General features: G+C 38.7%; 21 protein-coding genes. 5 read left to right on the top strand and 16 right to left on the bottom strand.

Annotation, left to right across the window (positions count from 1 at the left end; genetic code table 11):
* Positions 1-47 precede the first annotated feature (47 nt).
* The 9 genes from RCJ93_RS08785 to RCJ93_RS08825 form a co-directional block, all read right to left on the bottom strand.
* Positions 48-1,385: a purine-cytosine permease family protein gene (locus RCJ93_RS08785; protein WP_446738848.1), complete on the bottom strand. Its 1,338-nt coding sequence runs from the start codon at positions 1,383-1,385 to the stop codon at positions 48-50.
* A gap of 72 nt (positions 1,386-1,457) precedes the next feature.
* Entirely contained in the window at positions 1,458-1,772 is a 315-nt protein-coding gene (locus RCJ93_RS08790) for a cupin domain-containing protein (RefSeq protein WP_066784157.1), read from the bottom strand.
* Between the two features lie 14 nt (positions 1,773-1,786).
* The gene (locus tag RCJ93_RS08795) at positions 1,787-3,520 is read right to left on the bottom strand and encodes a hydantoinase B/oxoprolinase family protein (RefSeq protein ID WP_446738849.1); all 1,734 of its coding nucleotides are present in this window, start codon (positions 3,518-3,520) and stop codon (positions 1,787-1,789) included.
* Position 3,521: 1 nt separating this feature from the next.
* On the bottom strand, positions 3,522-5,564 hold the full coding sequence (locus RCJ93_RS08800) for a hydantoinase/oxoprolinase family protein (RefSeq protein WP_446738850.1): 2,043 nt from the start codon (positions 5,562-5,564) through the stop codon (positions 3,522-3,524).
* Positions 5,565-5,588: 24 nt separating this feature from the next.
* Positions 5,589-6,134 (bottom strand): helix-turn-helix domain-containing protein, encoded by a 546-nt coding sequence (locus tag RCJ93_RS08805; protein ID WP_066784143.1) that lies wholly within the window; start codon positions 6,132-6,134, stop codon positions 5,589-5,591.
* Positions 6,135-6,558: 424 nt separating this feature from the next.
* Positions 6,559-8,037 carry a sodium:solute symporter family protein gene (locus RCJ93_RS08810; RefSeq protein WP_150283550.1) on the bottom strand — a complete coding sequence of 493 codons (1,479 nt, stop codon included), beginning with the start codon at positions 8,035-8,037 and terminating at the stop codon, positions 6,559-6,561.
* Complete coding sequence (locus RCJ93_RS08815; RefSeq protein ID WP_147195214.1) at positions 8,034-8,234, bottom strand: DUF3311 domain-containing protein; 201 nt, start codon at positions 8,232-8,234, stop codon at positions 8,034-8,036. Before RCJ93_RS08815 ends, RCJ93_RS08810 begins: the two co-directional genes overlap by 4 nt.
* A gap of 60 nt (positions 8,235-8,294) precedes the next feature.
* A complete protein-coding gene (locus RCJ93_RS08820; protein WP_392995230.1) occupies positions 8,295-9,482 on the bottom strand; it encodes a M20 family metallopeptidase in 1,188 nt (395 codons plus the stop codon).
* Positions 9,483-9,503: 21 nt separating this feature from the next.
* Complete coding sequence (locus tag RCJ93_RS08825) at positions 9,504-10,751, bottom strand: hydantoinase/carbamoylase family amidase (RefSeq protein WP_446738852.1); 1,248 nt, start codon at positions 10,749-10,751, stop codon at positions 9,504-9,506.
* Between the two features lie 197 nt (positions 10,752-10,948).
* Between RCJ93_RS08825 and RCJ93_RS08830 the strand changes: the two genes are divergently transcribed.
* From RCJ93_RS08830 to RCJ93_RS08840, 3 genes are read left to right on the top strand one after another with little or no spacing between them, the layout of a single operon-like run.
* On the top strand, positions 10,949-12,784 hold the full coding sequence (locus RCJ93_RS08830) for a helix-turn-helix domain-containing protein (RefSeq protein ID WP_446738853.1): 1,836 nt from the start codon (positions 10,949-10,951) through the stop codon (positions 12,782-12,784).
* A 38-nt stretch (positions 12,785-12,822) separates the two neighbouring features.
* A complete protein-coding gene (locus tag RCJ93_RS08835) occupies positions 12,823-13,212 on the top strand; it encodes a hypothetical protein (RefSeq protein WP_446738854.1) in 390 nt (129 codons plus the stop codon).
* A 33-nt stretch (positions 13,213-13,245) separates the two neighbouring features.
* Positions 13,246-13,611, top strand: coding sequence for a hypothetical protein (locus RCJ93_RS08840; protein WP_446738855.1), 366 nt, complete (start codon positions 13,246-13,248; stop codon positions 13,609-13,611).
* A gap of 45 nt (positions 13,612-13,656) precedes the next feature.
* Here RCJ93_RS08840 and RCJ93_RS08845 read toward each other — a convergent pair whose 3' ends face one another.
* Positions 13,657-14,088 carry a hypothetical protein gene (locus tag RCJ93_RS08845; RefSeq protein WP_446738856.1) on the bottom strand — a complete coding sequence of 144 codons (432 nt, stop codon included), beginning with the start codon at positions 14,086-14,088 and terminating at the stop codon, positions 13,657-13,659.
* Positions 14,089-14,100: 12 nt separating this feature from the next.
* A complete protein-coding gene (locus RCJ93_RS08850) occupies positions 14,101-14,601 on the bottom strand; it encodes a GNAT family N-acetyltransferase (RefSeq protein ID WP_446738857.1) in 501 nt (166 codons plus the stop codon).
* A gap of 140 nt (positions 14,602-14,741) precedes the next feature.
* Between RCJ93_RS08850 and RCJ93_RS08855 the strand changes: the two genes are divergently transcribed.
* Positions 14,742-15,269: an N-acetylmuramoyl-L-alanine amidase family protein gene (locus RCJ93_RS08855; protein ID WP_446738858.1), complete on the top strand. Its 528-nt coding sequence runs from the start codon at positions 14,742-14,744 to the stop codon at positions 15,267-15,269.
* 297 nt (positions 15,270-15,566) lie between these two features.
* Positions 15,567-15,911, top strand: coding sequence for a DUF4181 domain-containing protein (locus RCJ93_RS08860; RefSeq protein ID WP_446738859.1), 345 nt, complete (start codon positions 15,567-15,569; stop codon positions 15,909-15,911).
* A 225-nt stretch (positions 15,912-16,136) separates the two neighbouring features.
* Here the strand turns inward: RCJ93_RS08860 and RCJ93_RS08865 are convergent, their stop codons facing one another.
* The 5 genes from RCJ93_RS08865 to RCJ93_RS08885 form a co-directional block, all read right to left on the bottom strand.
* Positions 16,137-17,393, bottom strand: a complete 1,257-nt coding sequence (locus RCJ93_RS08865) for a tetratricopeptide repeat protein (RefSeq protein WP_446738860.1) — start codon at positions 17,391-17,393, stop codon at positions 16,137-16,139.
* Positions 17,394-17,513: 120 nt separating this feature from the next.
* Entirely contained in the window at positions 17,514-19,151 is a 1,638-nt protein-coding gene (locus RCJ93_RS08870; RefSeq protein ID WP_249775350.1) for a M4 family metallopeptidase, read from the bottom strand.
* Between the two features lie 236 nt (positions 19,152-19,387).
* A complete protein-coding gene (locus tag RCJ93_RS08875; protein WP_446738861.1) occupies positions 19,388-20,458 on the bottom strand; it encodes a helix-turn-helix domain-containing protein in 1,071 nt (356 codons plus the stop codon).
* A gap of 81 nt (positions 20,459-20,539) precedes the next feature.
* Positions 20,540-21,136, bottom strand: coding sequence for a class I SAM-dependent methyltransferase (locus RCJ93_RS08880; protein WP_446738862.1), 597 nt, complete (start codon positions 21,134-21,136; stop codon positions 20,540-20,542).
* A 154-nt stretch (positions 21,137-21,290) separates the two neighbouring features.
* Positions 21,291-22,160 (bottom strand): DNA-3-methyladenine glycosylase family protein, encoded by an 870-nt coding sequence (locus RCJ93_RS08885; RefSeq protein ID WP_150283538.1) that lies wholly within the window; start codon positions 22,158-22,160, stop codon positions 21,291-21,293.
* Positions 22,161-22,240: the final 80 nt, after the last annotated feature.

The raw sequence follows: 22,240 nt of genomic DNA on the forward strand, positions 1-22,240 counted from the left end.
CAAGATTACTGTAGAAATAGCAATCTTGGGTTTTAATTTATTCATCATCAAACAGTAAAATGGTCAGGTGCAATATTCTTTTTAACACGCATAGCAATCATATAGACAATCGCAGAAACCAATAGCGATTGGACTGCCGGGAGCCCTACATTATATACATATTGCGTCAAATAGCCAACAATGATACCGGTAACTAAAGCGATCGTTGCCATCCAATTCCAGCCATTTTTATCTTCCCACTCCTGTTTACGAATCATGAAGAAGTCCGCCATCATTACTCCACCGATTGCTGGATACAATAGAGCAGTTAAATACAAGAAGTCCATAAAGTGGTCAAGAATTCCCAATAGTGCGACTATTATAGCGAGTATTGTTCCTAATAATGTTAAAAGCGCACGCCCCTTACCGGAATTCACATTCAAAACATTTGCTAAGGCGAGACCCATACTATAGTTATTTACAAGCTGAGAAGTCCATGTTGCAAACCATAGGATTAGAAATCCCCAAATCGGAAAACCCATGCCCATCATCACATTCACAATATCAGCATCACCTACGCCTACTGCCATTATTGCTCCGACAATGAAAAGAGGGAATCCAACTAATACGATGCCACTCGGAATGATAAAGTTATCCTTCCAAGTTGGTTTTGCATAGCGCGTGTAATCTGATGCGATCACCCACTGAGAAACATTCACCCCAATAACAAGGCTGATAGCTGCCCATATGGACATGGTAGGCTCAGGATGCCAGGAACTAATGGTTTCCCACCCTGTATTCTTTAAGGCATAGTATATCCCTCCAGCAATCAAAAGTAAGCCTGCTGGTACAGCGATATAATCTGTCCATTTCATGGAGCTATAGCCAATAATAGAAGGCAATGCAAAGAGCAAACCACAAATAACCGTAACAACAGCCCATCCAATCCAGTTATTCTTATAATCAATCCCAAACATTGCTGATATTGCATTCCCGGCAACTGCCGTTTGAACTGCCCACCAGCCAAGTGAAACAAGGAAAATCGTCAGTCCGACTAAGACTTTTGCCTGCACAGAGCCAAAGCTCGTCTTCGCTATAACGGAAGAGGTTCTTCCTGTTTTAGCGCCGATATATCCTTGAAGCGTATTTCCAATCCATTGAATACCGAATAGCGAAATAATCAGTATCACGAGAATGCTAGATAATCCAAAGCTAGCAGCAAGAGAAGCTCCTACCATCAAAACCGGAATGGTAAATTCTAAACCCCCAAAAATCATGGCTGGTGTCAGCCAATGCTGGCGCTGGGACTCTGGGATTGAATCCAATGCCTGATCTTGGTCCATAAAACCCTCAGCACTCGTTTTGTTCGTTTTTTCCGCCACCTCTACTGTATTCGGTTGAGCCATATGTTTCCTCCTTTTCATTTATACAAAATGAGAGAATAGAAAACTTGTAAAAGCTTCTATTCTCTCTTTGCATTACTTAGATTTCACTAAGGCATATACTAATTCGCAATCATTTTCGCCGCCTACACACCAATGGTATTCGCCTGCTGGAATATAAGAGGCTTCACCTGCTTGAATCTTGTATGGATTCCCACCACTTTCGCCAGATAAAGAACCTTTAATAATAAAGGAGTATTCATGCTCTTCATGAACAGTCGTTCCGTCTAAAGGAAGCCGTTCACCGGCTGGAATGGTAACATAACCAAACTTTACTTCTGCATCTTGAAACTGATTTTGGAAGAGAACCTGTACAATATCCTCTGTAATCTTTGGTTGTTCGATTTTCATACTCATTCCTCCAATTATGATCTTTTAGGGAGCTCCTTATAGTCAAAGGTAATCGGATTTACTTCCACTTGGAAGTGTTCCTTCGCTTCTTCAATGGTGAAATATCCATTTTTTACGTCTTTGGCTACCTGTTCTGCCGGGCGTTTTTCTGGGCTTCCGTATCCTCCGCCTGTTCCTGTCATTAAGCGAATAACATCATTTTTTTGTAGTTTATAACGCGGATACACACCATATGGTCCGTCTACTTCGCCACTAGCTTTATGAATATAAAATTCATTTGGCGAGCCTTCGTTACCGCCGTTCATACCCCAAGGATAAAATTTATTACGCCCAAAGGTTACTGTAGCAGCTTGTCCATCTGTTAATGCACGATATGAACGAATGACCCCTTTTCCGCCAATGTATTCCCCTGCACCAGCACCATTTCCATCCTCTCGAAGGCTGTATTCATCAATCAAAACACCATAACGAGTTTCTGCCACTTCAACCGGGACATTATAGGTTTCTCCATCAGCCATACAGAATTGACCAGAAGCTCCGTCTTGGCCCTGTCCGCCTCCCCATCCACCAACGGATGGTTCCACAATTAGGAATGGCTCGTCTGTATCTTGATGATTACCTGACAGAGTTACAGCGCATACAGACAAATGATGCCCTGCAGTCAGGCGATTTGGAAGATGCGAAGCTAATGCTTTCCAGACTAAGTCCATACCTCCTAATAATGTCTCGAAGTAGTTTGACACTGGAACAGGACGTTCAGCCGACATAATCGATTTTGGATCAACAATTACTTGGAGCGGCCTAAAGACACCATCATTCACATCTTGTTCAGGGTTCGTAATAGCTAAGAAAATCGTGCGCACAGCTGACATTAGACCCGTGTATGAACAGTTTACTGGACCGGGAACTTGCGGGCTGCTTCCTCGGAAATCACAGATAAATTCATCATCTGTAATCGTTACTTTTACTTTAATCTTGAAAGGGCCATTGCCAATGCCATCCGTATCAATAAAATCTTCAGCCACAAAAACGCCCTTAGGCAGTTTTTTAATCTCTTGTCTTGAGATGGTTTCACCATGATCTAAGAGATAATTAATCGCTGCTACGATAGTTTCCTTACTGTGTTTATCACACAATTCCTTTATACGGCGGTCGCCTGTACGCAATGCAGCAACCTGAGCCCACATATCACCTAATGAAAGGTCTGGGAAACGGACATTAGAACGAATGATTTCAACGATTGCCTCATTCAGGCGGCCTTCATCATAAAGCTTAATACAATTAAATTGCAGGCCTTCTTGGAATATATCAACAGCATCATTCGTAAACGAGCCCGGGTCTTTCCCCCCTACTTCTGTCCAGTGAGCCTTGTTAGCAGAAAAAGCAATCAGCTCTCCCTCGTAAAAGATTGGCATTACAAGCCCTACATCCGATAGATGGGAGCCCCCACCATTGTAAGGATCATTGATAATAAACACATCGCCGGGCTTTATTTTTTCGCCGGGATACTTTTTGATTGTTTCTTTTACCATAAATGTAAGCATCCCAATGAAGCCTGTGACACCATTACCTTGTGTAAGAAGATTACCTTTTGCGTCTGTTAAACCACTTGCATAATCCAGCACTTCATAAATGATTGGGCTCATCGATGTTCGAGCAAGAGCGATAAACATTTCATCCCCTGCCGCCAAAAGAGAATCTTTCACAATTTCCAGCGTAAACGGGTCCACTTTCACAGAAGTAATCATATTACTTTTCCTCCATTTCGATAATGATGTTTCCGTAGTTGTCTAAATGCAATTGCTGGCCTTCATAAATAACCGTCACAGCCGCTTTTTCTTCAACTACAGCAGGTCCCTGAATGACCTTATTAGATGGGAGCTTTTCACGATCATAAACTGGTGTATTGATCCATCCTTTCTCCTCAAAGTAAACTGCACGGAATTCTTTCCGAGCTTCCAGTACTGAACCTATCCGTTCAATTTTAGCAATGACCGGCTTAGGTACTTTACCGAAAGCTGTTACGTGCAGATTCACAATTTCAGTCGGTGAATCTTCTAATTTAAATGTATAGTTCTTTTCATGAAGAGTATGGAATCTCTCAATAATGTCTCTCTTATCTTCTTCAGACCATTTCCCCACAGGGACTGGTACCTTTACCGTATGTTCTTGACCTAGATAACGCATATCTGCGAAACGATGAAACTCTACTTTATCCTCTGTCATTCCTTCATCCTCATAATGACGAAGTGCGCGATTCTCAATTTCATCCCACTGTGCAGTTATTTCATCTAAAGAAAGTTCATTCATTCGCTTGATATAGGTTTGAATATAATCATGTCTCAAATCCGTCATAAGCATGCCCCATGCGGAGAATACCGGAGATGCGATTGGGACAACGACTTTTTTTACGCCGAGTTCAAGAGCAAGAGCTGGCGCATGCATAGAGCCACCTCCGCCAAAGGCTAATAAAGTAAAATCTTGCGGGTTATACCCTTTACGGATGGAGATTAACTTTAAAGCATTTAGCATATTCGAATTGGCAATACGAATAATGCCTAAAGCAGCTTCTTCAGCTGTAATGCCAAATTGATTGCCGACTTTTGTTTGAATGGCTTCTCGCACTTCATCCATATCAACATCGTAATCAAAATTCTTAGGTGATAAGCGACCAGCCAATAAATTAGCATCCGTAGTAGTCGGCTCAGTACCGCCTAATCCATACGCCACTGGTCCTGGCATAGCTCCAGCTGATTGTGGCCCTACTTTTAGAGAACCTGCATTATCGATCCATGCAATCGAACCTCCTCCATTGCCGATTTCCACGATATCAACTACAGGTGCCTTTATAGGATAGCCCGCGTTACGGCTGTCTCTTTCAATATAGTAATCTGTTGAAACCTTCACTTCTCCATTTTCGATTAGTGAACATTTAGCCGTTGTCCCACCGATATCAAATGCAATAATATTCTTTTCTCCAATTAATTCACCTAATACAGCAGCACCAAAGATACCTGCAACGGGGCCCGATTCAACCATATTGATAGGCGCTTCCTTTGCATTGTTAAACTTCGTTGTCCCGCCATTTGATTGCATAATGTAACGCTGATCGCTCTTTGTTTGTTTTTGCAATTCTCTATCCAGCTTATCCACATATGTGGTAGCTGCCGGTTGCACATATGCATTTAGAACTGCTGTATTCGTTCGTTCATATTCACGCCATTCTTTTGTAATATCACTTGATGCAGTGACAAACACTTCCGGCCATAGTTCTTTAATTATTTTTACAGTTTCTTCTTCATGAGCTGAATTCACATAGGAGTGCAGGTAAGAAACAGCAATAGATTCGACGCCTTCACTTTTAAAGTACTGTACACACTCTTCAATATCTTTGCGATTCAGCGGTGAAAGTATCTCACCCTTATAATTCAGGCGTTCATCCACCTCAAGGCGTAAATGACGTTCAACAAACGGTTCAGGTTTTTCGTATCTTACGTTAAAAAGATCCGGTCTGTTGCCCCTTGCAATTTCGAGGATGTCGCGGAAACCTTTTGTAGTAATTAACCCCATTTTGGCACCCTTACGTTCTGTCAAAGCATTAATAATCACGGTAGTACCATGAATAAATGTAGATAACTCTCCACTTTGAACATCAGCCTTCTCCATTACATCTAAAACGCCTTTTTCAAAATTAGGTGGAGTCGTATTACTTTTTGCAATTCCAATAACACCGCTATCATCAACGTATACTAAATCTGTGAAGGTGCCTCCGATATCTGTTGCTACTCTCATTTGATCTACACTCCCTTTTTTAAATTAAAAAATAACAGGTGTTGAGACGCTTAAAATCTTGGTTTCATTTGAAGTAGGATTTTCCCATGCATGCAAAAGTTCTGAAGGAAAATGGACCGTGTCCCCAGCTGTCAGGTGATAAGACTCCCCATTGATCGTAAATATCACTTCACCCTCTAAAACATAGTAAAGCTCTTCGCCCAAATGGCTATAGCTATGCTCTTCTTTCAGATGAGGGGGAAGAATCACTAATAATGGTTCAAGTTTACGATCGGGAAAAGCACCTGATAACCGTATATACTTCTGCTCTCCTCCATTTACCTTTAACGTTTTTTGCTCCTGCTTTTTGATGAGATAATTCTGATTTACTTTATCGTCTTCAAAAAAGTAGATCATAGACACATCCAAAGCAGTAGCTAGTTTCTTTAACGAAGTAATCGATAATGAAGAAGTCCCTCTCTCAATTTGTGAAAGAAAACTTAATGAAAGTCCTGTCTCTTCACTCAGCTCTTTTAATGTCAAATTCTTTTGCTGCCTTAATTCTTTGATTTTCTTATAGATGTCTTCCACGTTGCTAACTCCTAAAAAATTATAGTAGTACTGTAAATCATATTCTTTTTAATCCTTTGAAATGCTTTTAAATTACAGTGTCACTGTAATTTTTATCATAATAACACAATATTTTTTGATAATCTATAATTTTTAGAATATTTATTATATTTTATTTCCAATGTATCTTTTGGAATTACAGTATAAGTGAAATTATTACTTCTCCTATTACTCACCGTACTGTATGAGTGAATTACAAAAGGATGCTGGGGACTTAAATTGCTTTCTTTCGGTAGTAAATTGCCTCAAAGCGGTGGTAAATGTTGCGGGAGCGGTAGTAAATTGCTCAAGAACGGTGGTAAATCGACGTTCACCGAGGGTAAATTACCCCATCAAAAAAGTCTTCAACCTCCTAAGAGGCCAAAGACTTTAATTATTGTAGCTATTAAGCTACTTGCTTATCAACAGAATCCTCGACAGTAGCTTGCGGTTTAGTTAGAGCACTTACCCCGAATGTCACAATGAGATTGACGATTAACGCTACTACACCCACGTTAAGGTCTTTCACAAATTGCGGCAATGATGGGAAGAGTGTTCCGATTGTAGAGCCACTGATTGTAATGTAGGCCACCATGAATACACCGACAGCAATCCCTGCGAAGGCACCCGCCTTTGTCACTGGATTCTTTTTACCAAGACTGAAAACAAGTGCAGGGAATAATTGAGTTACTAGGCTATAGCCCATTAACAGTAGTGTAACAAGTGTATCCCCACCCTTGAACGTAAAGAACAGTGCAACAATCGCCATAACTGGCACAAGGTTTTTCGCTAATTTTGAAATTTGTTGGTCTGTTGCTGACGGTACAAATACCTTATAAACATTCTTTGCAAGCAAAGTAGAAGAAGACATCATAATCATTGAGCCGGGAACAATAGCAGTCAGTAATCCTGCTGCACCGATTAATCCGACAACCCATGGATCAAAGGTTTGCATGGAGAGTTTTAATAAAGCTAAATCTCCATCCGCTCCTTCTAAGCCTTTCACTTGAAGAATTGCAGCAAATCCTACAAAGAATACAAATAATAATACTAGCTGATACAATGGCATGATAATAGCATTTTTCTTAAATACGCGTGCATTTTCGGCAGAGTAAATCGTACCGAATGTATGAGGCCACATATAAAAGCCAAGAGCAGTCAATAAGACTGTTGAAATAAACCAAGAAGTACTTAAGCCTGCATCAGGAAGTGCAAGGAAGCCTGGTTTTGCTGCTTCAATCGATTCAAACATCGGCTGGAAACCGCCGTAATAATGAATCGGCAGATAAATACCCAAGAAAAGAACAATGCCGAGAATCATAGCATCCTTGATGACAGCTGTCCAAGCAGAGCCATGAATACCAGAAATCATAACATATACGGTTACTGAAATTACACCAATCCAAATCGCAGCTGTTGAAGAGATAGAGCCTGCAGATGCTTCTGATACGATAATCCCCAAACCTTTTAGCTGTAAGACCAAGTAAGGAATAAGAGCTGCAACACCTACTAGCGAGACAAAGACGCCAAGATATGGGCTTTTATATTTGCTGACAAAGAAATCCGATTGACTCATCAGCTTGTGGTCTTTTGCATATCGCCAAACAGCTGGCAATAGCCAGTACGACATGATATAAGCCAAACAGCCATAGCCTAGAATGTAGTAAGTTGGACCACCTTTACCATATGCCCAGCCACTACCACCAAGGAACGTGAAAGTCGTATAAATTTCCCCTGCCATCAGCAAGAAGACAAATATGGTGCCGAATCCACGGCCGCCCACTGTCCATTGTTCAAGGTTCATATCCTTGCCTTTTTGTGCTCGAACGCCCAAGAAGATGGATAGCAATAAAAAACCAAATATGATAACTAAAGCAATATTCATTGTACTTCCTCCTTCTTATTCTCGGGGTCTAATTTGAAGACGATAGCCATAATACCTGAACTCAGCACTACCCATAAGACCACATAAAATAGAAGGAAAGGCATGCCGAAAACATACGGTGTCACTTTATTAGCAAATGGAATGCCACCTAGCAATCCGACGAATGGGATTAGGGCAAGAAAATGATGCAGTTTCATTGAGTAACCTCCTTATTTTATAAGAACCGCCGGATACCCAGCGGCTCTAACTTTTACTATTTATTTACCTAAGAATTTAAACACCGCATGCAGGAATGTTTTCACGCCAATTTCAAGCGCATCTTCATCTACTGTAAAACGTGCATGGTGGTGTGGATAAGTGATTCCTTTTTCTTCATTACCTGCACCTACATAGAAGAAGCAGCCTGGCGCTTTTTCCATGTAAGCTGAAAAGTCCTCACCACCCATATTTGGCTTCATCAGATCAAGTGCTTCCTCGCCAAATACTTCACGCACCGTTTCCTCAATCACTGCGGTTACTTCCTCATCGTTAATCACAGGACGGTAGCCAAACTCATATTTGAAATCATATGTCGCCTCATGTGCTTCAGTAATCCCTTTGATAACGCGTTCCATCTTTTCTGGAATGGTTTTACGAAGGTCGGCATCAAAGCTACGAACAGTACCGCAAATATCCACAGATCCAGGAATGACATTATGTGTTGTACCACCTACAAATTGCGTTACAGAAAGTACTAGATTGTCTAGTGGATCTGTATTGCGTGATACAATATGCTGCAAATTCGTTACAACCTGAGCTGCAACTGCAATGGAGTCAACCGTTTGATGCGGAAGAGCCGCATGCCCGCCTTTTCCGTTGACTGTTAACCAAAACGTATCAGGAGCTGCCATCATCGGGCCATATACAACACCGATCTTTCCAAGTTCAAGAGGTGACCATAAGTGAGTACCGATGACAAGATCAACGCCATCCATTACACCTGCTTGCACCATTTCTTCTGCGCCGCCTGGGAACAGCTCTTCAGCATGCTGGAAGAAGAAACGGACTTCCCCTTTGATTTGATCTTTTAATCCAGAAAGAATTTTAGCTGCGCCTAGAAGCATAGCTGTATGGCCATCATGACCACAAGCATGCATAACGCCCGGAACCTGGGAAGCAAATTCAAAAGTGTTCTCCTCATGAATCGGAAGTGCATCCATATCCGCTCTTAGCGCCAATGTTTTGCCTGGATTAGGGCCAATTAAACGAGCCATCACACTTGTTTTTGTTGGGCGAGAAAGCTCTAGGTTGCCAAACGATTCTAGCGTGTCATACACAAATTGTGCTGTTTTTTCTTCTTCAAAAGAGAGTTCCGGATTTTCATGCAAATGTCTTCTCCATTTAATAACATCCTCTCTCAAATCTTGTGCTGCTTTATTTAAATCTACTGTTACGCTCTCATTCATTGTCATGTCTCCCCTTTTCTACTAATCTATCGTTTCGTTTACTTTTTGGACTGCTAGCGTTAAAAGAGTTTGGCAAAGAATGTTCGCGCCGTCCGCACAATCATCCTTTGAACTCCATTCAGCAGGATCATGGCTGATGCCATCCTTCGAGCGAATAAAAACCATCCCCATTGGACATAAATCTTTAAACTGCATACCATCATGTCCGGCGCCACTTGGAAGATATGTTTTTTCAAGTCCTACTATGTCAAATGCCTCTACTACTGCTTTCTTTACTGAATCTGCACATGGGACCGGTGTAACGCGCTGCAAATCTTCTATCGTTAGGCGCACTCCTTGCTTTTCACAAATATCATAAGCTTGTTCACGAATTTGTGTTTCCACCTCGTCGCGCACTGCTTCATCCGTATCACGCAAATCGAGTGTAAACTCAGCTCTGCCTGGGATAATATTAATGCCACCTGGCTTCACATCCAGCTGACCGACTGTACCGACTGTTGTGCCATTTCGACCGGCTTCTGTTTCAATCGCAAGCATTATTTTCGCTGCCGCTACCAATGCATCCTGACGAATAGCCATTGGAGTTGCTCCTGCATGGCCTGCTTCCCCTTCAATGATGAATTTCTGCCAGAGAGGACCTGCAATCCCTGTCACAATGCCCGCTGACAATTTTTGTGTCTCTAGCACTTTCCCTTGTTCGATATGTAGTTCAATATAAGCTTTGACTTTCTCTGGTCTTCTAGCTGCCCGGCCGATAGATTCAGGATTCAGCCCATCAGCCCTCATCGCCTCCGCAATAGAGATTCCTTCTTTATCCCTTTGCACTAAATCTTTCTGAGTAAGCGTGCCCGCAACACCACGGCTGCCAATCATGCCAAAGCTAAATCTTGCGCCTTCTTCATCCGTAAAAGCAATCACTTCAATCGGATGCTCTGTTTCAATTCCTTGTTCGTTCATACTCTGCAATGCATCAATCGCAGCCAAAACGCCAAGCGGTCCGTCAAAATTTCCTCCATGGAATACGGAATCAATATGCGACCCTGTCAAAACTACACTCGCGTCTGGATTCTTCCCTTCTTTTCTGCCAATGAGGTTGCCAACTTCATCCTCCCAAACTAGCAGACCCGCTTCCTTCATATAAGAAGTGACCAATTCCTTTGCTTCCCGTAATTCCTTTGTAAAAGATAAGCGGATTACTCCCCCGCCTTCCGCCTTACCAATCTCTCCAAGACGTTCAAGCCGGCTCCATAATCTTTCCGGGTTTATCATGATTGCCCCCTTCCCGACATCGTGTGATGGCTAAAATTTTGTGTTAAGAACCATTATAAAACTTTTCTGAATATTTGTTATGTTTTTAAAAACAAAATTAACACTAAATTTTTGTGTAAATCTACAAAAAGTAGAGAAAATAGTTTGAAAATTTATTATAATTGATAAATATTATCTAGAATATGAGGTGACGCCAAATGAAAGAAACATTGAGCCATCGCCAGCTGCAATCTTTAATCGAGGTTTCGAATGTATTGAATTCAACTTTAGATATTGATACGGTAATAGATTCCATCATGGACCAAACAGTTTCTATTACAGAAGCAGCACACGGGGGTGTTTTATTTATCTATGACAAGGTGCAGAATGTTCTTTTGCCCAGATCTAATAGACGCTTCACAACAGCTCTATCCGAAGTGCGCCTTCGACCTGGCGAATCGATGACAGGTTTAGCCTTCAATGCACGAGAGTGTTTGATTTTCAAAAATAGAGTGGAAGTAGAAAAAGCTACTGCTACTTTATCTGAGAAAAATTCAAAGCTAATGTACGCCTCTGTCCCGATGCTTCCCTACTCTTCCATATGCTCACCTATTCTTTCGAACGGTGAATGCATTGGAGTTATTACCCTTGATTCCTTTGATCCGAACCTACAGTTTGTGCCTCAGGATATTCATTTGCTTAATGCAATTGCACATCAGGCTGCAGTTGCATTAGAAAAAGCCAATCTATATCAAGAACAGGAACAGACAGTCAAAGTATTGGAGAGATTAAACAATACAATCATCGATCAAAACAAAATACTTTCCCGTTCAGTCGAAATTCATAAAAATCTTGCGACGCTCGTTTTAAAAGGAGAAGGACTGCAATCTATTATCAGTTATTTGCATGAAATCACAGGCTATCAAGTTTTTCTATTCGACGAGTTAGGGGAAAACATCTCCCATGCCTATGATGTAAGCTGGAATGACGACAAACTGTTTAAGCTAAAGGAAAAAGTTCAAAAAACAATGCAAACCACTGAAATTGTGCGTTCGTCCATTGAAAGAACTATCAATCCACATTATCCATACATAAACCTACTTACTATTGGTGCAAGACCTGAAATTTTTGGTTCACTCGTTGTAGCAGCTAGTGAGAAAATAGATGCCGTCGATTTGGCAGCATTGGAACACGCATGCACTGTCATCTCACTTGAAATGGTGAAAGAACAAGCTATTTTTGAAGCAAAAGAACGGATAGATGGTGAATTTATTAATGACCTCCTTGCTGGCAAAATGGATGATGCGCTCGTTCAAAAAGCAAAGCAATTACATTTTGATCCGAGTGGAAATTATATCGCCCTCATCTTGCGTATAGATGAAGAGGACCAGCTTCGAACCAGCATCAGCCGGCATTTCATCCAGTTGGCTAATCATATATTTTCACATCATCAAATAAAAGGAATTGCCGTCAGAAACCATGACCAAATCGTTATGCTCATGACGTTTCCGCAAAAGGTTTCTGTCTCTTATACCACAACGCAAATTAAGGAGCTTGTCTCAAAACTCCAACACGAGTATGTGGTCAAAAAATGGGGCGATGCGTTGTCAATTGGCATCGGCCGGATTCATCCAACACTCCAAAAAGCAACAAAGTCATTACAGGAAGCGGCAAAATGCTTGCAGTTCATGAGCAGTTACGGAGAGATCAACAAAATCGTCAGCTATAAAGACTTAGGTGTTCATCAACTGCTTCTTCAAAACACTGAAGATGAGCTAATAGAATTTATATATGAAACCCTAGGACCACTCATCCGATATGATCAAAATAAAAAAGGCGGACTGCTCCCTTCCCTATTTGCCTATCTGGAACATAACCAAAATGTAAAGGAAGCCGCAGAAGCCATCCATGTTCATACAAATACCCTTCTCTATAGATTGAAGAGAGTCGAAGAAATCTTAGAGACAAACCTATCAAACAGCCAGCAATTTCTCACCATCAACCTTGCCGTGAGCCTTTATCCGTTTCTGCAGGAGAAGATCGAGATGAGCTAGAAAAAATTTAACTCAATCATTAATTAGGAGAATGAGAGATGAAAACTCGAAAAATATATGCCATGTTAATCGGAATTGCTGCATTGATCGTAATAGGCTATTCCATTTTCAAGATTTCTAATGGAAAAGAGATGGGATTTAATGAGGTAGGTACAATCGGGGTGTTATTAATGATGTTTTTCTCTACCATCACCTGGGGAGATAAAATAGACCAAGATGGCATATTACAGGAGGAAGAACTTGGTCAAAGAATTACAGAAAAAAGCTCTAAAATAAGTTACTTTCTTCTACTATTCTTTATTGTAGTAGCTGTAGCTGCCGATAAATTAATAAATGGGACAATCAATGCTTTTTTATTAGGTCTATTAGGTTTAGCGATGATTATATTACCTATTGTTGAATACGTGGTTGCTAAAAAGTATCAGTAAAATAAAAGAACCGTATTGAAGGAGGTATACATGATGCATATTTATTGGTTAGGCGGAGGGCTCTTTCCTCTTGATTGGGAGTTTTGTTTTTTAACAGTCTCCGAATACAAGGAGAGATTAATTGAGAAACGAAAGAGCAACCCTGATTATTTTGATTTAAAAACAGGTGGAATGGACAAATTGTCTGCTCTTATAGATGAACGCGTGAATTTTGCTCTAAATAACTTTCGTGAGGAATTTAATGAACATAGTAATGCATTAAGATGCCCACCCCTGATTATTCCAATTCCCCGTGGAGATATAAGTAACGGGGCAGATTTTATTATCATTTTAAAGCGAGAGGAAGATGGAGACACAGCAGTTTACTCTCCATACCCTATCTCATACTTAGAAACATGAGGGATTCTGTATCGATAGAACAAACAAAAAAAGCAACTTCCAAAATTAAGGGAGTTGCTTTTTTATCAAAACTAACAAATCATTAAATGCTGCTTTATCAAGAAAGGTATAAGGTTCATCAGATTCTGCATCAATCACAAATGTACCCTGTTTTGAGAGATATAATTGAAATGATCCACCACTGCCACCAATAAGGACTGCATAATCATCTCCCAACCACTTTGAAGTTCTAATACGTTTTACTTCAACTTCCCTCAAAACTTGTATAAATTGTGTTGAATCAGCTTGATCAAAATCTATTATTTTGGCTTCCTTATCACTGATGTTAATTAAGCTAACATCCACTTTATCAAAATTAACATCGCCTAAAATATCATTCGCTAAGGATTTAGTTTTATAGGCATTCATATAATGTATTCCTGCCCACACTAATAAAATAATGACTATAACTGAAAAACCAATCTTTAATTTTTTCATTCAGATTTCCCCTTATAAATACAACACCATATGCTCTTCATCATAATATGTATTATCAACTTTTAATGCCCTTTTCTCTTTTGCGTATATCGAAAAGCCACAGGTGGTGTACAACTTTATGGCAGGGATATTAGTTGATACAACGCTTAAATATATTTGCTCAACGCCTTCTAAACTTTTCGCTTTTTCAATTGCTTTATAAATTAAAGTCTTTCCTAATCCACTTCCTCGCTTTTGAGGTTTAATGTACATCGCTACAATCGTTGCTCTGTGATTCAGCTTTATTAATGACTCTCTAAATAAGGTGACCACTCCCACTAGCTCGTTCTCTTCAAAAGCACCAAAAGTAAATGAGTTCACGGGATCAGTAAATCGCTCTTTATATTTCGCTGCTGTTTGGTTTTTTTCCTCTTCGTAGGTTGTGGCAAAAGCATCTGGGCTTTGTTGGAGAGCTTCAAGCCTGAGAGAAAAATAGTCCTCAGCGTCATTAGTTCTTAATTGTCTTAATTCCATATGCGTCCCCTCCTTTCTATAAATATACGGTACAACAATATCGTATTCCTCTAAGCTATAAAAAATAATTAAATGTCCCTTTTTCATCTTTCTTCTCTATGTACTAGATGAAATAATAAAAAGTTGTGGAGGAATATATTATGTTACTACTATTTGATTATGGCCATGGAGGCAGAGACCCCGGAGCTACTGCAGGTAAAAGAAAGGAATCAGACGATGTATTGAAACTCGGAAAAGCCATTGCGGCCATATTGCGAGAAAAAGGTCTAACTATCGATGAAACGCGAAATCGTGATGTCATGATTTCTTTGCTCGCTCGCAGCAATCTTGAACACAAGAAAAGATATGATTACTTTATCTCGTTTCACCGCAACGCAGCAAAAAATACTAGCGCCTCGGGAGCAGAAACCTTTGTTTATCTTACAAACAACAAAAAAGCTAAAGCTCTCGCTACCTCAATACAACAAGCAATGGTGAATCTCGGATTTAAAGATAGGGGTGTGAAACAAGCTGATTTCCACGTTCTAAGGGAAACCTACTCACAAGCGATTCTTATTGAAGTTGGCTTTATCACTAATCAAACAGATAATGGACTCTTTGATTCCAAATTTGATCAGCTTACCAATGAAATCGCGACAGCTATCTATAAACATTGTGTTTCTTACTAAGTCTATAGCACAACTTCTTCCCCTCTGAATCCTAGGTCGCGAAACATGGGGGTAGCTTAGGACTTAAATTGCTTTCTTTCGGGAGTAAACTTATGATAGGCGGTTGTAAATGGAGAGAGAACGGTAGTAAAACGCTCAGGAACGGTGGAAATCATCTAAGAACAGCGGTAAACCTTCCTAACTTTTTTCCTCTATGCATTTAAATTTTCACTAATACCTATAATAAATTTGTAGAATCCTCTTATATTATTGAATATTCAAAAATCAATAAGTATAAAAAGGTTGGAGTGTATTTTATTGCTAAAATTTATAGTTATTTTTTCCTTCTTTTGCATTATTGTTTGGGCTTTAGATTTACTACTAAGAAAAAGCTTAAAAATCCCAAAAGATAAGGATTATCGCTTTGTCAATTCTACACACAAAAAAATTGAAATCTCCATGATTTTAATTATCCTATTTGTTTTAGTTTTTAGTAACTATAAATTCCCACTCGCCATGATCTTATTAATTTCTTTTGTTTTAATTCGAGCTTTTATTGAATGGAAATATGATAAAAATAGAAGAGAATACATCATAACGCTTATTTCAGTTTTCACCTACCCGACTTTTATAAGCATTGCTTATTATGTGTCTTTTAATTGAGTTAAAATAAAAAGAGTGGTTCCCCTTTTTGTAGGAGGAACCACTCTTATTCTATTTTAAAGGGGGGTATTTTGTTCAGATAAATTTTCAATCAACATACTAAAACATCTTTATAGGTGGGATAATATCATGATCAGGATAATCAAGACCTACATATAGACTTAAAGCACCTGTTAAAATCAATGTGAATACTAATAATTGTTTTCTTTTCATTTTGTTTTCCTCCTAATTGTGGCGAGCTTTATTTGCTAAACGATAAAGCTCACTCGCTTTTTTATACTTAGTGTGATGAAAGTAGTAGTTTGCTAGCTTTTCCGCATATTCCACAACGTACTGGTTTAATTGTACTTTTTCAAAGAAATCGATCGCCTCCCGAAGTGTTTCTTCATATTGCTCATTTTCCAGATTTCTAATCTCCATATATTGAAGATGAAAGTGAAAATGGTATTCTCTATAAGGAAAAGTATCTAATAAAGACAGTCCCTTATCACACCATTCCATTGCTTCTTTAAACCGTCCCAGTTTCATATATTCTTTCGACAGCAAATAAATTAAACATAATAATTCATTACCCGATAATTGCGCAGACTGAAAGGCAGATTGAAGATGATTAATGGCTTCTAGAGAACGACCCATATCTGAATAAAGATAACCTAGATTATGTTGCGTGATAGCAATTGTATGCGTTTTTTGTAATTTCTCAGAAAGCTGCAAAGCTCTTTTTAAAAACTTTTCAGATTCATAATGATTTTGAATCCGACGTTGATTAACACCTATTAAAATTAATGAATCAAGCAAATTTTCAATATCAAATTCCGCTTCAAAGGATTCGATAGCACTTCTAGCAACCTGAATGGATTGAAAATACAATCGATGATGTGTATATAGCCATGCTTGGTTATAGTAGATTATTCCTTTTTCAACCTCTGCAATGTCTATAAGCTTCATTAAGCCTATTAACTTTTCATTGCATTTCATGGCTTTAGTAAATTCCTCTTTTGCACATAAATACAAACTTAAGTAGTAATAATAATCAAAAACAGTTTGCGGCCACTGGGAAAGCAAATCAATCGATGTTTGATGGATTTTTTGATATTGAATGGTAGATTGTTCGATTTGTCCTGTAAAAACATATAATCCAAATAAGTAAACATCATATTGAATAAGAATCTCCTGAGATTGAGTTCCTTGGATTACATCCTTTAATTCCTCAGCGAGCTTTTCAGCTTCTGAGAAGTTTCTGTTTTTTACATTCCATTTAAACTGGGTAAAGTTTTTCAATAATCCCCCATCAAAATTATTCACTGCTTCCTCCGAGTCAAGTCCCAGCCTTTCACATAACATGTTGATGACTTCCTCACTCGCCGTGGCTACACCATTTTCGATTTTTGAAAGATAGGAAATTGCACATATTCCATCTGCTAGATCTTTTTGCGTAATATTTTTCAGTTTTCGAAAGTAGCGGATTTTTTCACCGATCAATTTGTCTTATTCCCTCCTCCCACTTCCCTATATCAATAGTTTAATTATTCCAATAAATTAGAACAATAGGTTGGAGGGCCTAAAACAAACCGGTATACTATGAATTAATTATTAATATTCCTAGTTGACGCCAACTTTTGTCCACGCGGATGCCACTCCATTGTACTGTGTGCTTCCTGTGCCGTATAAATCAGCTGCTGATGCTAACATAGCTGCACGTGCTGCGCTAAAATTACTTTTTGGTGAAAGATAAACGGTTAGCGCGCGATAGTAGATTTTTTGAGCTGCATCGTATCCAATGCTTTGGATTGTATTATAAGCTGCTTTGTTTGGAATACCACTGTTTGTGTGGACACCGCCATTATCTGATGTAGTGTTGACATAGCCGCTCATATTATCCGGCTGGCCATATTGAGTTGGATTGGACAAACTTCTTAATGCATCACCTGCAATTTTAGGTGTGTACACATCTTCACCTATTAAGAAATTCTTTTTATCCATAAACATCGCAAAGGTATCAGAAATTGATTCGTTAAGTGCACCTGATTGTCCTTGATACTCTAAACCGGCGGTTCTTTCTGTCACGGCATGGGTAATCTCATGTCCTACAACATCAAGAGATCCTGATAATGATGTAAAGGTAGTTCCATCTCCATCACCATATACCATTTGTGAACCGTTCCAGAAAGCATTATTATAATTTCTTCCATAGTGTACAGTAGAAGTTATCGTTGCGCCTTTATTATCAAAACTATTACGGTTGAAAGTATTTTTATAATAATCGTAAACAACGCCTGCATAGTAGTGTGCATCTACATCGGCACGTTGATTTGTAGCATTAAAGTTGTCATCAGGATCGACAGAGTAGCTTCCTGGTAAGCTGGATAAGTTTTTAGCAGTTCTAGTTTCAATCACGCCTGTCATTGCCTTAGTTGTATCATATAAATAGTAAGTGCCGCTTGAATAATAGGTATTCAATTTCTTCGTATCTCCAAGAACTCCTACGCCTGTCCCTTCTGTTACTGCATTATAGGAATCGATGACACTACCAGTTTCCGCGTCTACATAAACAACCCAGTTCGCTGGATAAGGATTAATAAATTGGAGATTAACTTTGTATGCATTATAGAAATTATCTCCTTTTTTATAAATCACCTGTTTTCCTTCCTCGTTGGTGCCACTTTGTTTTTCTCCTTTTGGTCCAACTTCAAAGTCAACTAGTGTTTCATCTTTTGTCAGATCGATAGATTTCCAAGCATTGTTGATTGCTTCTTTTTTCGTAAGGTTTGTTTTCAGTTTACCCTTACCTTTAAAGTAATCTCCCGCTTCAACAAATACGTCACCATTGACAGCAGTTACATAGCCCTTCTCATCTGTGTGAACTTTTAGTGCAGAACCATCAACCGGAATACCTTGAACAGATTGTACAAAGTCAAAGTGTTTACTTCCGATTTCATCCTTCGTTACATCCAATAATGTTAAATCTTTCTCTACATCAAATGGATAGGTCTCTTTATTATCTTTAAGGAATTGTTTAACCGCTTCTTTGTCTTTATGCGGCTTGTTAGAAAGTTTCCCATGAATGAAGGTAGGAACAGCTTGTCCTTTTTTCTTGGTTACGTTTTTCTCATTACCTGATTCTTTAATCTTTGCTGCTAACACATTTTGAGAATTTGTAGCATGGGCAGTTGACGAAAACGGTAGTACGGCACCAACAGTTAAGCTAAGAGCAAGAGCGATAGATGTACCTTTTTTCATAGATTATTCCTCCTAAGATTTATTTTTTGTAATTTTCTAAATCTTATCACAGCTTGCTAGTTTGGTAAATTGGGAAAACTAGTTAAAAAACCTTAAAATATCAGCGTTAATAGAGAGGTGGTTTCCTCAACTTTAAAAGCTTCTGAATTCTTTTCAATAAAATAATTTTAAAATAAAAAGCCTAATTCTCTATTATATAAATAGAGATTAGGCTTACTAAAATACGGGTGATATGATTATCTATTTTTATGAATGAGCTCTATATATTGTGTATCTCCATACCCTATGGTTGGGAAACGAGTAAACAATCTATTCACTAATTCCATGGTAGGTACATCTTTATTTTTTGCTATATATTTCACTACAGCATTGTCTTCTTTAAGCATATCTAAATAAATTTCTATGGCCTGATACATTACTGGAAACACGTCATTCGTTGGTCTTTGATGTTTTACTAGCACTTCTTTATAAATAGAAGAATAAGTACCCAATTTAAGTTCAGTTACATTCACTTTAAACTCATCTTCTCTAAAACTATATAAGAATATCTCTCCCTTATAGTTGGACTGCTCCAGATAAGTCAGCATTGTAAGTAGGTTCATCTGACAAAACATATCTTCTCCAAACCATAAAACAATACATTTATACTGTTTAGTAAACAGGTTATCTAATGGCTCGATTACTTTTTTAAAATAATTTTCTACTGAATCATTGTGTCCCTGAGCACGAGTTTTCACAAACTCTTCATCGAACACTTGGCTAGTTGCTGCATTTACGCACATGGCTTCATTAAATGGAACGTAATCAGAATCACCCATTAGTTTATTCTCTTTAAATTGTTCATACATAAATTGACCGTTTAATACATTTAGTACATCTCTATCAAATAGCTTGCTTGACTGCCTTTTTAATTTTTCAACCTCTTTTGTTGAAATAATCATTTCCCACTCCCCTTCTTTTTCTAGAGTAAGTTTAATAAATGATTGAACAGGCATCTCATTAAGCGGAAACTCTCTTGGATTTAGACCAAAAACACTTTTAAACGCTCTACTATCTGCTTCTTGCGAAGAATAACCATAATCAACAGCGACATCAATTATTCTCCTATTATTTTTCAAATCATCGGTAGATAAATATAGCTTTCTAAGAAGAACATATCGTCTAATAGTTATACCCGTTGCCTGATGAAATTTAAAGGAACAGTAATAAGGTGAATAGCCCATATAGTTAGAAAGCTCATCTAGTGAAAAATCATTTTTTAACGTAGCTTCAATCCAATCAATCATATGTTGTATCTGTTTATTCATCTATCTCACTCCTCTATTCCATTATAGGAGGACTTTATTTCATCATTTTGATACTTCTTGTGATTAAATTAAAGAGCGGGATCATTTTAGGCAGCTTGCTATAAACATTGACGCATCTTGGTTCATAAAAATTCGTTCTCCATGATAGAATGTCTTCATTTCTATTGATGTAAATCCTGCTTCAGCTAGAGTGGTCTTTAGTTCTTCATGAGCGAAACCGTTATGAACTTTCGGATGGTAGACTTTCTCATTTTTATCAAAGTCGACAATGATTAGTTTGCCGCCAGGATTTAATATACTGAACAACTCTTGCAGTATTTTTTTCGTATCTGGCACATGAAGGAGCACTAAAGACATGAAAACAATGTCGGTTTTCAACGCTGGTGTTTCCACTGTAAAATCCGAATAAAGTACCTTGGCATTTGTAATTCTCTTTTGATTAATTTTTGCTTTAGCTACTTCTAGCATTTGCTTTGATGAATCAATCAATAAAACAGAGTCAACCAAATCAGCTATCTCCAGACTGACCAGTCCCGTTCCACTTCCGTAATCTACTAAGGATTGAGATGAGCAATCTTGCAATTCCTTCCTTACTTGCTTTGAAATCACCTTAGCTAATTGCATCCTATCTTCTGTGTCGTACCTTTTCGCCATTTGTTCAAATACGTTCTCTTCCATTTTTACTTTCCCTACTTTCAGTATCTACAATATATTCACTCACTAATTTATAGAAGTTTATCTAAAATCATTTTATTAGTTCATTAAAATAATATATATAAACCTAAAACCACCTTTATCCAAGGTGGTTTGCTAATGCAATCTAAAATTAAAATTATGTCTCAATACTCCGCCATAAATACAGGGAGGCATAGCTTAAATAAGGAGACCATGGCTTGCTATACTTTTCCATCTCATCCATTGTCGGCTTCTGTGGGAGGTTGTACCATTTTTTGATAGCGTTCTGGATACCGATATCAGCTTTAGGAAAATGATTAGGACGACCAACGCCGAACAAAAGAAAGTTTTCAGCTGTCCATCTGCCGATTCCTCGGATTTTTATAAGAGTATTCATGATTTCTTCATCAGACTGTTGAGCAAGCGCCTCTAAATCTAAATGCCCCTCTGCAATTGTTTTAGCAAGACCAATAACATATTCTGCTTTCCTCGTACTAAATTGGAGTGCCCTCAGTTCTTCTACAGTCAGTAGCGCCACTTCTTCTGGCGTTGGATAAAACCATACGCCGTCTAGTTGAATGCCGAATGTGTGTACAAACCGTTCCGTCAATGTATGGGCAAAGGCAAGATTTAGTTGCTGATGAATAATACATTTAACCAAGCAGTTAAAATAATCAAAATCAAGCACAATTGCCGTTCCCCGATGCTCTTCAAAAAGATCACGAAGGTCAGTGCCTGCAAAATGTGTAGCAATTTCGTGTAAAGATTCATTCCAACGGAAAATCCTTCTCACGTGGCGAACTGCTTCCTCTCTAAATTCTTCTTTTTCCCCCTGAATACTAAATGCCGGTTCATCCACCGTACCAATCCCTTGAACTAATACCACCATGGGCTCCCCTTGCAACCGAAGTGGCACTTTTATTCTTCGTTCCAAGAGATTAACCTCATGAAGTGGATCTAATGCTAGCCTACTCAATATCAAGTCAAAATTATACGGACCTTGAATGTTTAAAGTTTCCGTCCACATGCCCATTCACCCTTTGTTATTTTTCTTCGATTATAGCATTTATACGAAATATATTGCTTGAATGCTATAGGGATCACATT

It is taken from the genome of Rummeliibacillus sp. BSL5 (genome assembly GCF_052928305.1).

Excerpts from the sequence above, each read along its gene's own strand:
- RCJ93_RS08785 (WP_446738848.1), bottom strand. The coding sequence starts at position 1,385 with ATGGCTCAACCGAATACAGTAGAGGTGGCGGAAAAAACGAACAAAACG.
- RCJ93_RS08790 (WP_066784157.1), bottom strand. The coding sequence starts at position 1,772 with ATGAAAATCGAACAACCAAAGATTACAGAGGATATTGTACAGGTTCTC.
- RCJ93_RS08795 (WP_446738849.1), bottom strand. The coding sequence starts at position 3,520 with ATGATTACTTCTGTGAAAGTGGACCCGTTTACGCTGGAAATTGTGAAA.
- RCJ93_RS08800 (WP_446738850.1), bottom strand. The coding sequence starts at position 5,564 with ATGAGAGTAGCAACAGATATCGGAGGCACCTTCACAGATTTAGTATAC.
- RCJ93_RS08810 (WP_150283550.1), bottom strand. The coding sequence starts at position 8,037 with ATGAATATTGCTTTAGTTATCATATTTGGTTTTTTATTGCTATCCATC.
- RCJ93_RS08815 (WP_147195214.1), bottom strand. The coding sequence starts at position 8,234 with ATGAAACTGCATCATTTTCTTGCCCTAATCCCATTCGTCGGATTGCTA.
- RCJ93_RS08820 (WP_392995230.1), bottom strand. The coding sequence starts at position 9,482 with ATGAATGAGAGCGTAACAGTAGATTTAAATAAAGCAGCACAAGATTTG.
- RCJ93_RS08825 (WP_446738852.1), bottom strand. The coding sequence starts at position 10,751 with ATGATAAACCCGGAAAGATTATGGAGCCGGCTTGAACGTCTTGGAGAG.
- RCJ93_RS08830 (WP_446738853.1), top strand. The coding sequence starts at position 10,949 with ATGAAAGAAACATTGAGCCATCGCCAGCTGCAATCTTTAATCGAGGTT.
- RCJ93_RS08835 (WP_446738854.1), top strand. The coding sequence starts at position 12,823 with ATGAAAACTCGAAAAATATATGCCATGTTAATCGGAATTGCTGCATTG.
- RCJ93_RS08840 (WP_446738855.1), top strand. The coding sequence starts at position 13,246 with ATGCATATTTATTGGTTAGGCGGAGGGCTCTTTCCTCTTGATTGGGAG.
- RCJ93_RS08845 (WP_446738856.1), bottom strand. The coding sequence starts at position 14,088 with ATGAAAAAATTAAAGATTGGTTTTTCAGTTATAGTCATTATTTTATTA.
- RCJ93_RS08850 (WP_446738857.1), bottom strand. The coding sequence starts at position 14,601 with ATGGAATTAAGACAATTAAGAACTAATGACGCTGAGGACTATTTTTCT.
- RCJ93_RS08855 (WP_446738858.1), top strand. The coding sequence starts at position 14,742 with ATGTTACTACTATTTGATTATGGCCATGGAGGCAGAGACCCCGGAGCT.
- RCJ93_RS08870 (WP_249775350.1), bottom strand. The coding sequence starts at position 19,151 with ATGAAAAAAGGTACATCTATCGCTCTTGCTCTTAGCTTAACTGTTGGT.
- RCJ93_RS08875 (WP_446738861.1), bottom strand. The coding sequence starts at position 20,458 with ATGAATAAACAGATACAACATATGATTGATTGGATTGAAGCTACGTTA.
- RCJ93_RS08880 (WP_446738862.1), bottom strand. The coding sequence starts at position 21,136 with ATGGAAGAGAACGTATTTGAACAAATGGCGAAAAGGTACGACACAGAA.
- RCJ93_RS08885 (WP_150283538.1), bottom strand. The coding sequence starts at position 22,160 with ATGTGGACGGAAACTTTAAACATTCAAGGTCCGTATAATTTTGACTTG.